General features: G+C 36.4%; 10 protein-coding genes. 6 read left to right on the plus strand and 4 right to left on the minus strand.

Going from position 1 to position 13,236, the window contains the following annotated elements; translation table 11 throughout:
- A partial coding sequence (locus tag DM84_RS06110) for an ankyrin repeat domain-containing protein (protein ID WP_250777776.1) occupies window positions 1-677 on the minus strand: 677 nt, incomplete at its 3' end.
- A 424-nt stretch (window positions 678-1,101) separates the two neighbouring features.
- Between DM84_RS06110 and DM84_RS01155 the strand changes: the two genes are divergently transcribed.
- From DM84_RS01155 to DM84_RS01175, 6 genes are all read left to right on the plus strand, one after another.
- Window positions 1,102-6,333, plus strand: a complete 5,232-nt coding sequence (locus DM84_RS01155; protein WP_250777778.1) for an ankyrin repeat domain-containing protein — start codon at window positions 1,102-1,104, stop codon at window positions 6,331-6,333.
- A gap of 38 nt (window positions 6,334-6,371) precedes the next feature.
- Window positions 6,372-6,569 (plus strand): tetratricopeptide repeat protein, encoded by a 198-nt coding sequence (locus DM84_RS01160; protein ID WP_250777779.1) that lies wholly within the window; start codon window positions 6,372-6,374, stop codon window positions 6,567-6,569.
- A gap of 520 nt (window positions 6,570-7,089) precedes the next feature.
- On the plus strand, window positions 7,090-8,616 hold the full coding sequence (locus tag DM84_RS01165) for a DUF515 domain-containing protein (RefSeq protein ID WP_250777780.1): 1,527 nt from the start codon (window positions 7,090-7,092) through the stop codon (window positions 8,614-8,616).
- A 64-nt stretch (window positions 8,617-8,680) separates the two neighbouring features.
- Complete coding sequence (locus DM84_RS06055) at window positions 8,681-8,806, plus strand: hypothetical protein (protein ID WP_284706096.1); 126 nt, start codon at window positions 8,681-8,683, stop codon at window positions 8,804-8,806.
- A gap of 51 nt (window positions 8,807-8,857) precedes the next feature.
- Window positions 8,858-9,058 carry a hypothetical protein gene (locus DM84_RS01170; protein ID WP_250777781.1) on the plus strand — a complete coding sequence of 67 codons (201 nt, stop codon included), beginning with the start codon at window positions 8,858-8,860 and terminating at the stop codon, window positions 9,056-9,058.
- 32 nt (window positions 9,059-9,090) lie between these two features.
- Window positions 9,091-10,938, plus strand: a complete 1,848-nt coding sequence (locus DM84_RS01175; protein ID WP_250777782.1) for a hypothetical protein — start codon at window positions 9,091-9,093, stop codon at window positions 10,936-10,938.
- A 643-nt stretch (window positions 10,939-11,581) separates the two neighbouring features.
- Here the strand turns inward: DM84_RS01175 and rplI are convergent.
- From rplI to rpsF, 3 genes are read right to left on the minus strand one after another with little or no spacing between them, the layout of a single operon-like run.
- Window positions 11,582-12,124 carry a 50S ribosomal protein L9 gene (gene rplI / locus DM84_RS01180; RefSeq protein WP_250777783.1) on the minus strand — a complete coding sequence of 181 codons (543 nt, stop codon included), beginning with the start codon at window positions 12,122-12,124 and terminating at the stop codon, window positions 11,582-11,584.
- 7 nt (window positions 12,125-12,131) lie between these two features.
- The gene (gene rpsR / locus DM84_RS01185; protein ID WP_250777784.1) at window positions 12,132-12,407 is read right to left on the minus strand and encodes a 30S ribosomal protein S18; all 276 of its coding nucleotides are present in this window, start codon (window positions 12,405-12,407) and stop codon (window positions 12,132-12,134) included.
- Window positions 12,407-13,126, minus strand: coding sequence for a 30S ribosomal protein S6 (gene rpsF, locus DM84_RS01190; protein WP_250777785.1), 720 nt, complete (start codon window positions 13,124-13,126; stop codon window positions 12,407-12,409). The genes rpsR and rpsF overlap by 1 nt, the downstream gene beginning before the upstream one ends.
- Between the last annotated feature and the right edge of the window lie 110 nt (window positions 13,127-13,236).

A 13,236-nucleotide genomic window follows, 5' to 3' on the forward strand; every position in this document is an offset into this window, starting at 1 on the left:
GGTTGTGTCGCATTTCCATTCTCAGCTAGGCTTCCTTTCGTCGTTTTATTAAGTATGTTTTTCATATTTTGATTCTTGGCCCAATCTATTGGAGTTTTACCGTACTTATCTTTTAATAAAGGATCTGCCCCTTTTTCTATTAGAACCTCTGCTACATCTTCTTTGCCTCTCATGACAGCAAAATGTAAAGGAGTCCATCCAGCTTCATCTTCTTTATTAACATTAGCCCCTTTTTCTATTAGGACTTTGACTATCTCTTTATAGCCATTACTAGTAGCCAAATGTAAAGGAGTCCATCCAAGAGAACTTTCTATTGCATCAACATTTGCTTTATTATTTAATAAAACTTCGACTACATCTTTGTGGTTATTTTGAGCAGCCAAATGTAAAGGAGTCCATCCATTGCAACCAATTGCATTAACATTTGCCCCGTGTTTTACTAAGACACTTACTATTTCTATGTTGCCAATTTCAGCAGCAAGGTGTAATGGAGTACATCCATTTTGATTTCGCACATTTGGATCAGCTCCTTTGCATAAGAGAGAATTTATATCTTCAAGAGTGCTGTCATTGAGATCATTATTAATTGTTAATTTATATAAAATGTCAAGTAGCCCTTTATTTAACTTCTCTTGATCATTTGTTAATGTTGGTTGACCTTGCTCATGAATAGTCACATATACCCCCTATCTCTAACTGAGAAATACCATGCTATTATAAAATTTGTTACCAGTGCAAATTGCACTCATGTCTGACTATACTTTCCATATTAAAAAAAGCAATACTAAAAATTCCATGTTCAATTGCCTTAACTACCGACCCCAGAACGAAAAGCCCTCACACTAGCTATCTTGCGTTGCTGGAAATGGTGAGTTTGGAAACAATGTAATAAAATTTTTATCAGATGGTTGATTTTAACCTTATTTACACTTTGCTGCAGGCTTTTTTACTACCAATTTCTTCATTTACTACAGCTTAACTTTTCTCATCATTTTTTTGACAAAGCCAAAACTTGTAATCTCAAAAAATTGTTGTATGCCAAAAATATCTATGATATAAGTACTAGAATTCACATAATTTAGTAACAACTTTGGAGGGCTTGTGAGAGAAGTTGATCAGGAATTATTCAATGCCGTAGAACAAGGCAACCTTGTTAGGGTTCAAAGGTGCCTTGATAGAGGGGCTGATATCCATGCAAGAGATAGTACCAAAGCTGGTAAAGAGCCTATACATGTCGCTGCAATTGAAGGTCACATGGATGTCGTAGAGTTTTTCCTAAATAAAGGTATAAGTGTTGACGAGGCAGATAAAGAAGGTCGTACATCACTATATTATGCTGCGTGGAATGGCCATCTAGCGATTATAAAGTTTCTAATGAACAAAGGTGCTAATATTCATGCTGGAAACAGCACTTATGGTAAAAAGCCTATACATGTTGTTGCTACTGAAGGTTACCGAGAGATCATAGAGTTTCTTCTCAGTAAAGGGGCAAGCGTTAATGACATCGATAAAGATGGTTGGACATCTCTACATTATGCTGCAAACGATGGTCAGCTGGAAGTTGCAGAGTTTCTTGTAAGTAAGGGGGCTGATGTTCATGCTAAGAACAATGATGGAAAAACACCTTTAGATATTGCTAAGGAAGAAGGGCACACAGGAATTTTAGATATATTAGATAGTCCAAAAACAAGAAGGGAAAGTTCCACTTATACTTCTTTGCACGATGCTGCTAAGAAGGGCGATTTAGAAGCAATAAAATATCTTATAAGTAAAGGTGCCGGTATTAATGATCCTAATGAAAATGGTTGGACGCCATTGCATCTTGCTGCTAAAAGAGGTTACCTAGAAATCATACAATTTTTACTAGATAAGAAGGCAAATATTCATGCTAAGAATGCTAATGGAGATATGGCTTTGCACCTTGCTGCTCTAAATGGATATAAGAACATTGTAGAATTCCTTCTTAATCAAGAGGGAGTGGATATTGATGCTCCTGGTTGGAATAACTGTACAGCGTTGCACTCTGCTGCTGAAAAAGGTCATTTGGGAGTTGTACAGTTTCTATTAGAGAGAGGTGCTAATATTGATGCTAGGGACAATCATAACAAAATGCCTTTGGATTATGCTAGAGAAAAAGGACATAAAGAAGTTGTGGAAATATTGGGTTATCATAATTTCTCGCGTATTGTTGCTGAAAAGGGGAAATTAGAAGCAATAAAATACATTGTAAATACAGGTATGGCAAGCATCAATGAGCATGATGAAAATGGCTTTACACTGCTACATCAGGCTGCATCAGAAGGTGAATTAGAAATTGTAGAGTTTTTAATTAGTAAGGGAGCTAATATTCATGCCAAAGATAATACCTCTGCCGGCAAAAAGCCTATACATGTCGCTGCTATGGAAGGTTGCACAAACATTGTAGAGCTTTTTCTGAGTAAAGGTGTAAATATTAATGATCCTGACACAGAAGGTCGTACATCACTATATTACGCTGCATGGAAAGGTAAATTAGACACTGTAGAATTTCTTATTGATGAAGGTGCTAATGTTCATGCTGAGAATATCTATGGTACAAAACCTATCCATGTTGCTACGGATGGTCATCAAGAAATTGTAGAGTTTCTTCTAAGTAATGGAGCAAGTATCCATGACACAAATAAAGAAGGGAGCACGCCATTACATTTTGCTGCGTGGGACGGTTATTTAGATGTTGTAACGTTTCTCATAGAGAAAGGTGCTGATATTAATGCTAGAGATAATAGTGGTAGAACACCTTTAGATTGTGCTAGAGAAGAAGGGCACATAGAAATTTTAGGTATATTAGATGGCTCAGATACAGAAAGGGAAAGTCCCACTTATACTTCTTTGCACGATGCTGCTGAAAATGGTGATTTAGAAGCAGTGAAATACCTTATACGTAAAGGTGCCGATGTAAATGATCCTAATGAAGATGGTTGGACGCCGCTGCACTGTGCTGCATCAGAAGGTGAATTAGAAGTTACAGAGTTTTTAATTAGTAAGGGAGCTAATATTCATGCCAAAGATAATACCTCTGCCGGCAAAAAGCCTATACATGTCGCTGCTATGGAAGGTTGCACAAACATTGTAGAGCTTTTTCTGAGTAAAGGTGTAAATATTAATGATCCTGACACAGAAGGTCGTACATCACTATATTATGCTGCATGGAAAGGTGAACTAGACACCGTAGAATTCCTTGTTGACAAAGGTGCTAATGTCCATGCTGAAAATATCTATGGTACAAAACCTATTCATGTTGCTACAGATGGTTATCAAGAAATTGTAGAGTTTCTTCTAAGCAATGGAGCAAGTATCCATGACACAAATAAAAAAGGTCGTACACCATTGCATTTTGCTGCATGGGACGGTTATTTAGATATTGTAACGTTTCTAGTAGATAAAGGTGCTAATATCGATGCTGAGGACAATTATGGTCAGACACCATTACACTTTGCTGCACAGGACGGTCAGTTAGAAGTTGTAGAGTTTCTTGTAAGCGAAGGAGCTGATGTTCATGCTAAGGACAATGATGGAAATAAGGTTTTACATATTGCTGCTATGAATGGACGTAAAGATATTATAGAGTTTTTTCTAGATGGAGAGTATTATGGTGCACATGTAAATGTTGTTGATTTTCCTGAGCTTTTCCGATATCAAGGGGTAAATATTAACGATACTAATAATGACGGTCGTACACCACTACACTACGCTTCATGTTTTGACAGGTTAGAAGTTGTGAGGTTTCTCATTAATAGAGGAGCTGATATGTATGCTGAAACTAGAGATGGTAAAAAGCCAATTGATCTTGCCAGAGATAAAGGTTGTTCAAGTATTGCGGAATTACTCCGTAAAAGAATGGAAGGGGAGAATGGTTTGAATATTCACTATAATAAGGGGGTAGATCTTTATAGACAAGGTAAATACAATGAAGCTTTACAAATTTATCAAGAAGTGTTTGATATTCAAAAATTTGTCTTAGGCCCTGATCACCCTGATACTTTAAGTACTTGCAACAATATGGCAGTAGTGCTTTCCAACCAAGGTAAGTACAGTGAGGCTTTGAAAAGCTATCAGGCAGTATTTGATATTCAAAAAAGAAGAGATGTTTTAGGCCCTGATCATCCCGATACTTTAGGTACTCGTCATAATATGGCAATAGCGCTTTCCAACCAAGGTGAATACAGCGAGGCTTTGGAAATATATCAGGAAGTATCTGAGAAAAGAGAAGAAATTTTAGGACTTGATCATCCCAATACTTTAAGGACTTATAATAATATCGCAAGTGTACTTTACAAACAAGGTAACTACAGTAAGGCTTTTAACATCTATCAGAAAGTATTTAATATTCAAAAAAGAAGAGATGTTTTAGGTCCTAACCATCCCGACACTTTAATAGCTCATTATAATATGGCATTAGTGCTTGACAAACAAGGTAAGTACAGTGAGTCTTTGAAGACATATCAGGCTGTACTTGATGTTCAACAAAGAAGAGATGTTTTAGGTCCTAATCATCCCAATACTTTAAATACCCGTAACAATATGGCAGTAGTGCTTTCCAACCAAGGTAAATACAGTGAGGCTTTGAAAAGCTATCAGGCAGTATTTGAAAAAAGGAGAGATGTCTTAGGCCCTGATCATCCTGATACTTTGATGACTTGTAATAATATGGCAGTAGCGCTTTCCAAACAGGGTAAACACAGTGAGTCTTTGAAGACATATCAGGCCGTACTTAATGTTCAACAAAGAAGAGATGTTTTAGGTCCTAATCATCCCGATACTTTGATGACTCGTAATAATATGGCAGGAGTGCTTGACAAACAAGGTAACTATAGTGAGGCTTTAGAAATCTATCGGGAAGTATTTAATATGCAAAGAAGACGAGATGTTTTGGGCCCTGATCATCCCGATGCTTTAATGACTCGTAGTAATATGGCGGGAGTGCTCTGTAACCAAGGTAACTATAGTGAGGCTTTAAGAATTCTTCGGAAGGTGCTTGATATTAAAAAGGCCAAGTTAGGTTCTGATCATCCTAGTACTTTATTAACTAACCGCCATATTGAGATAGTATCGACAAAACAAGCAAGTGGATCTTCAATACAATTTTATCAAAAACAACAGAAAGCACATTTGCACTTATCACAATTTGTATCACGTAATTTACAAAACGCATCAATTGAATCAGTAAAACAAGGTCTTTATTTACCTTCTTTTGAAGCAAGGAATGTTAAAATTAATGGTAAGTGTACTGCTATCACGCGTGGCTTATCTCAGGCTTTACTATCACAGGGCGGCGAATCATTTTTAAGCAATTTAAAGACTTCCACTGAGATTTACGAACGCATAGTTCAAGGTAAGCAGGCATCTAAAAGGGAAGAAAGAAAAGTTTTTGCTTTTAGTAAATTACTTGATGATTTTGAGCAACAGCTAGACTCCACTACGAATAGTCTACCTTCAAGCCTAATTCATACGAAGGGGTACAAAACACTTGGCGATTTATCAAGTTACATAGCTGTAGTTAAAGGTGATTTTGCTATTCACTTAGTAACAAGCAATCACGTTGTTGCGATTTACAGAACAGGTGATAATTATGCTTATTTTGATTGTAACGCAGCATTTGTTTCTGGATTAAAAAATGTTGATCAGCTTATGAAGGTTGTAGAAAAGGGAATAAAATCTGCTGGCTATAAAGTAGAAAAAGAAGGTTTGCTTGTTGAATACTTTGATGTTGAGCAAGCTAATAAGTTATTATCCAATGAAGATAAGCAAATTTTAGCAAAAGAAATTAAAACAGAACGTCAACTTCTAGCAGAACAGGATAAGAAGCTTGGTCTTATTAAGGTTAATGGTCAAGAGATATCCAGAATACAGTTATATGACTTTGGCACTAAAATTCATGTAGGAGGCAGTGTACCGTTACTCATCAATGCTGACATGAATCTAAGTAGCAAAAAATTTCAAGATCACCTAGATAAGAAAGAAATAAGTATGACAGCTAGAGAATATCTTGGTCGCTTGAAAAGTAGCAAGAATGTGGAAGAGGTAATACAAGCAACCAGGTTCATTCCTTTTGAAGGCTCAAGGCGTGAGATTGAAAAAGCAGAGCAAACACGCAAGTTGAAAGGATTTTCACTAGAACAGCTGGTGAAGGGAACAATTAATTCTATACTTGCTGCTGTTTCCCTTGCTAACATTAGTCGGTCAGAGAGTCAGTTGTTAGGAAAAATAGACAATAAGCCTGAAACTTATTTAAATGACCTAGTAGCGGATAAACAACTGCAAAGCTCAATCAGTTGTTCGGAACTTTCAGTATAATCAACCAGAGAAGAGAACCTTACTTCGCAGCGGTTCTTATGACCAAGATCGCCAACGGTTCCTCTTCTCTAAAGCGCTTTCCAAACAAGGCAAATACGAAGAGGCTTTACACTGAGGTGCTTGATGTTCAAAGAGTAATTTTAGATCCAAACCACCCAGACACTTCAGTAACTCAGAATAATATGGCAGTAGTGCTTCAAAACCTGGGTGAACGTGAAGAAGCTGCAGAATTTTAACCACGGTAGTAAAATTGGTTACTTGCACTGCTTTATCTTTTCTTGAATGAATTCATATTAATTCAGTAATACTTATTGCTAAAGACTTAAACAACACTACCATTGATCAAACCATAAAATAACAAGTCAATTAGTAAATCTTTCGTTAAAAGTGTCGGCCAAAAGCTGCTCTGGGCAAGGTTTTGCGGGTGGGCTCCGCAGCAAGCAAAAATATGTTTGCATAATATTCCATAGCAAGCTATAATAGATACAATATCAAACACTTAACACAGAAAAAGGGAAAGCAATAGCTGGGGAAAAATCAATGCTCACAAGGATAAGTTTAAAGAGACAGGCGTTAAAACAGGTTGAAAGCCTTAGAATAAATAGAGAAGATATTATTGAAAAGTTGTATGTGTATGATATAATGTATATAACATAAAACTTTATGGGAGATTATTAACAACTTTATAATTAAGACTTATTAAATATTTGGTACTGTAAAATTGGACTAATGCAAAAAATTAAAGAGGTAAAAGTAATGAAAAATTTTCCAGGAGAAAATGGTAATTTAAGCGATAACTCAATCTTCAAAGCTTGTATCAGAGAAGCAGACTTAGCTTTACAGGAGAAGTTGCAAAAAATCCAAGGAGCTGCAGACGAGCTTGCCAGACAGGCAATTATCGATAAGTTAAAACAAGCAGAGGTCGAGTACGAGAAACTTAAACTCAAGCTTGAGCAGGAAGCTTCTGACGGAGTTAAGGACATCTTATCCCATGTCGAGCTGAGTGCTGCGGAAAATGAAGATAATTTTACAAATGGCATAGATGGTTTGCTGGCGAAGCTTTTTAAATTTTTCAACTTCATGGATAGCGAGCTTGGAGTAGAGACAGGTCCGCAAGTCTACAATATGATAAAAAAGCGTGAAGAAGAAGAAAAGCAAGCGTGGGTTGCAGCAGTTATAAAGTTTTTACGGGATAAATTTAATAAGCTAATCAAGGCGATCTTCTCTCGCGATTTGAGTTTCCAGCAAAAGATCGACAAAGAGATAAAAGAATTATATGAGAAATTGTTCAGTGGTGGTTTGTCCCAGGAAGAAGAAGTGGCAATATTGGAGCGTCTTGAGGCTCTTCGTGATCTGAAATTAAAGCTTCAAATTTTTGTAGTTGGTTCAATTATTGCGATGTTTGCTGAGCTCTTTTCAGTTGAGCTGACGGCTTCAGTGGAAACAGCCAAAGAAGAAGGTAAAGAAAAAGCATCAGCGAAAGAAGTTCGTGAAAACTTAGAAATAAAAGTAGATGCGAAAGAAAAGCCTCAACTCAAGTATGATGTCATTCCAGCACTTGATGCTGAAAGCTGGTTGAAAAAGCCAATCACTCTGACCAAGCAAGAGCACGATCTTTTACCAAAACCTCTGAAAGATATATTACCTCCTGTGCCCAAAGATGATATGAATAAGGGAAATGGTGGGGGACCAAAACAAGAAGTGGAAAGGAAACAAGAGAACGAAAATAAGAAACCAACACAGCCACCACAAAAACCGAATGTAGCTGCACCTCCAGAAAAAGCGCCGGGGAAAGTGCCTGGGGCTGGTGAAATAGCATTTGATTCCAGAGATGTAGCAGAATTGTTTAGCTATGAAAAAAGGAAATTTAATGCTAATAATGGTGTTGGAGGAATGACGTTTACTAATGGTTTTAATGTAAAGTACGCCACATCTGATAATAACTGCAGTACTATTAGCAGTGTTAAAAAAGACTTCAAGTCTACTAATGGTCAAAAAGCAGATAGCCCTTATGCTAAACTTGCAGCAAAAGTTGCTGAAAGGAAAGCTCAAAAAGAAAAGTCTGCTGCTAGTATTAAGCACGATTATCCGATTGATCATTTTCAAGTTCCAGTGGGAACTAATGGAAAGTCTCATGCTAGTGGTAGGAACGAACCTCAGCAAAGTTCTGTGAAGAATGCTCAGCCAAAAAGTGAGTGTAGTAGTGTAAAAATTAATAATCATGTAGAATCAATAGGAAAGGCACCAGAAGAAGTATCATCAAGGGGTAGTAGGACCATGTGAAATCAAAAGATGAGAAAACAGTAGAGATGTTTTGATGAATTATAACATTCTATGGGTTATTTGTATGACAAAGGATAATTTCATTCCAGCACTCCTTTTTGTCATTCCAGCGCGTGACGCTGGAATCCATGAATATGAAAGAACGAATAAAATTTTTTTGAAAAAAAATACAAAAAAGTATTTACATTGATAATTTGCTTGTAGTATACTAATTGCATAATATTTTTACTAGAGGGGCAATATGCATGGTAATAATGGTAAGAAAAGTAATTGGGGGCCTCAACCTGATGGTACATGGATTCCAAGTGACAGGTTGGAATTTGTTGGTCCTAACAAGGAGAAAAACAGAGCAGAGTGGGAACGTACAAATAGCAAGCCTAGTACACAACTAGGTAGTAGCAGTTCTACTAGTGCCAGTAGTAGTAAGAACAAGAGTAAGTAATGTTGTTTTACAACAATTTTAATGGGGGAGTTATGAGTAATTTTATAAAAGAGCTGGTTAATGCTTTTAACTTAAATAATTATGCTTGTGGTAGGATCAATACTAATTTTACTGTAGAAGGTAACAAGATTGTTGGTTTGTTTAAGTATGGTACTGACGTAGCAAGATATCTGCGTGGGATAGGAAAGGAGATAATAAAACGACACTGCATTACCGAAGAAAAAGCAAGTAGATATTATAACTTAAACTATTTTCCATTTGTTTTAAACAATGAGGAGGAGAAATACATAAGTAAAGATGTGAAGAAAGTAAAGCTTGCAGATTCTACGAATAAAGAAGTAATCCGTAACTTTCAAATTCATTTTGCTAATGAATTTGAAAGGGCTGTAATATTGAAAGTGATTGCATGTCTACAGAAAGAAGTAAAGATAACGGAAGAAGAAGCGCGTGAGTGGATAAGAGGTACTGTTAAAACAGGAGCGATAGGTGAGTTTAATCCTTTGAGAAAACGCTATCTGTACTGTATAGCTTTTAGTGATGAGTACTTTAAGAGGGAAGGGTATGATTCAGAGGCTTTTGAATCATTTAAAGAGGCATATATTCAAGAATTTAACTCTAGATTGAAAGAGTGTAATCTTAAGAAGTCAGATTTTTATGAAGATAAAGATGGTGTGTTATATATTAAAAACATCAGCGATAAGGTAATCGAAAATGTGGTAAAATATGTTAAAAAAGAAGTAGCATTTGATTTTAAAACTCCAGGCACGGAAGATTCCAAAGTTGAAAATTTTAAAGACGTTTTGAGTAGTCTAATTTCTAAACAGATAGAAAAACCCATTGATTTCTATGATTATGATGTTTTTACAGATAAAAGGAAAATAAAGAGTGGTAATAATTTTGTCCTGATACCTTTAACAAAAACATGTGATGGTCGGCTTGAATTTTTAAAGCATAATGATAGGTACAAAATTAATGCAAAATATACAAATTTAGCGAGTGACATTATGGGTAAGACTGAAAAGACATGTAGTACTAATTATGGAAACCCAGTTTACGCTATCTCTAATAAAGGAATTGCTCAGTTACTTCCTGAAATTGTGAAGTTTCCAATTGCATATAATGGAAGAACTGGACATTTTGAATTTGCAGCTGATCTTGGGCCAAGTTCAAGAATAGGTTCGGAGTCTCCCAGGCACGCTTCTTCAGTGTCTTCTCCAGTGCCTCTGCCTCAGCTCCAGCCAGGGACAGAAGGAGCGGTAGTAGTTGTTCCAGCAGCTGATGCAAAGAATAATCCTGACCCTTCAATGTCTGGGCAGAATCCGGATGAGGGTTATGATTATATGCAAGATTCTGTAAATACTAGAAATCTGTCAGATGCTGAAAGAATAAGAAAAAGGCGTAATAGTGGTGGACGTAATCTTTCTGCAGATAGTGCTCTTTCTTCTGAATTTGATGCATCGCGACCTTCAAGTGGAATAGGTATGATGGATGATAGTGGTGTATATTCTTCACAAGAACTTCCTACCAGTGATCCTGAAGGCCCCATAGGTCCCCTTCCTGTGCGTGTTGTGGAAAATCCTCAGAATCCTGTTTATACGTGTGTTATAGAAAGTTTCCGGGATTCTTCAGAATTTGATACTATGAAGTCTGACGGTAAACATAAGCTTAATCGCGATTGTTCTTCACGGGCTTCATCAAGAAGTGCGTCATCGCTCAGTAGTTCTACTTCCGATACATCAGTTGGTACTGTTATTGGGATTGATAGCTCATCAGAATCGTCATCATCACGAGGTGCTAGTAGTGAACCTTTTGCTGCACCATCCTCAAGCATGGGTGGTGTATGTGTGGATAAACGACGGTTAGTGAAAGTGCGTGAGTAAATTTATATCTGATTCACTACTGTAACTAAAGCCAGGGCAGAAGCCCTGGCCTCTGAGGTTGTTGTTAAGCAGAAACTCAAGTCAGACAAGAAGGTTTGAGCAAATTAGACCAACTATATTTTTAATATTGGCGTTTTTTGTGTACTCTTAAACTGCTTTAGCCATAAATATTAAAAAATTTACCAAAGGAGAAAAAGGCAAAAGAAGCCCTGAGTGGCGAGTTTTGACTCTATAATACTTTAAATTGGCGCTATAATAATTTACTGACGCTTAGTTCAAGCACGATTTGGCTGAATGTAGAAAAAATGAAAAAGACATGCAGCCGCTATAATTTGACACAATCCGCCAAAAAATACCCTGAGTTTTGTCATTGAGCCTGCAGATCAAAAACAAGTTTTGAGTCAGAAACACCCTCCCTGCTATGGTAACAAGACTGGCAAGATTTGTCAAGTAGTTTTTTTTGTTTCTATTGATATCCTTACACAATTTAGCATCGGTTTCCGATATTATTAATTTTAAGGGTAGTGTCTTGATGTTCCATAGCTGTTATATTCGGATCCAGAACCTTTTCACTATCGAGAAAAGATAAAGCAGTGCAAACAACTTCAAGTATCAGCTACTTGGTTAGAGATCGTAATGACGGTTACTTATCGTTTATATCTTCTTGCTCTGCAGTCTGACTCTCTTGTTGCTGTGACTTTTGGCTTTGTAATTTTACCTGCCTTAACTCATGCGCATCTGTTTCTGACCTCACAACATGAACAGTGATTGGTACCACTACTTCACTGTAAAGTTCTATATCCACTTGATACTCACCTAAGTTTCTTATTTTTACTCCATTAAAGGATATTTTACGGTGATCAATTTCACACTCCTGTAGCAAAGATTTCGCAATTTCTCTTGTTGTTACAGAACCAAAAATTTTGCCATCCTCGGAAGCTTGCTTTACCAACACCACAAACTTACCAGTAAGAGACGCTGCTAGCTCCTTTACCAAATTCAATTTTCTTATATTCTCTTCTTCTAAAAAGGAACGTTGCTCCTCCAGTTTTGCTATACTCTCCTTAGTAGCTTTAACCACCTTCTTTTGTGGAAAAAGAAAATTGCGTGCATAGCTAGGCTTTACCTTCACAATTTCACCTAACTTACCAAGAGTTCTTATATTTTCCTTTAAAATTACTAACATAAATTACCTAAACTTTTTTAGTACAGTAAGGAATACGAGATAAAAAACGTGCCCTTATGATTTCTAAGCGCAATTTCCTCTGTTTTTTTGCACACACACCTGTTAATCTTCTAGGTAATATTCTACCATAGTCAGAGATATATTTAGATAATAAATCCGTATTCTTATAATCTATTTCTTCATCTCCCAGCGCAGCAAGAGGACAAACTTTAGAACGCCTAAACCCAGTCCTGTTATTTACAGATACATAAGAATCATTAAAATTACTTCGTTTTCTTGTCATTATGCGCTTTGCTCCTCAACTTCTTTATTCATCATATGAGATTTACCTTCAAAAAATTTATTAACCCGAACAGACAAGTGGCGAATGATATTTTCGTTAAGCTTTACTCTACGCGCAAATTCATCCATAATGCTTGAAGTAGAACTTATGCACATTATACAATAATGACCACTCTTCATCTTATTTATCGGATACGCGAAGTCTAATAGACCCCAATATTCATACTTTATCAATCCTGAAGCTTCAACACTTGCTAAAAGCACCTCTAATGCTTTACTCGATTGATTTTGATCTGTTACTTTAGAACTTGTTAAAACCTCCTGGAAAAGCTTCATTAGATGCTCTGAAACATTTTCCTTTAAAGTATTTATTGTATTGCGAATAAATGCGCTCTTAGCAATTTGCTTACCACTCTCTGGAAGCTTTATAAAATCTTGTGTTATTCCTAGACCTTCCAGGTTATTTTTCAACTCTTTGTTAATTTGCAACTTCACTTCTTTCAAATTTGAGAGATCTTTTTCTAATTCGACCCATAGAATTTTTGCAAAACCTTCCAAAAAATTAGAACAATCAACTAAACTTTCTTGAATGTTTTTAGCACGCACCTCCGACTCCTGTTTCGCAAGCTTGTCATTTCCTTCTTTGAGAATGCCCTTGATTTGCTGAAGCATAATATCTGCTTTAATGTTCTTCAACAAAACACCTAACTCTTGGACCATTTCTTCTACTTCTTGCTGTAATAAGCCTATGTTATAACTCTATGTAGATTTATTGAATCAATACACATATATTGGTCTATAGTGATTCATCCTTGTAGATCAATATTTAA

It is taken from the genome of Wolbachia pipientis, assembly GCF_023661085.1.
Lineage (GTDB): Bacteria > Pseudomonadota > Alphaproteobacteria > Rickettsiales > Anaplasmataceae > Wolbachia.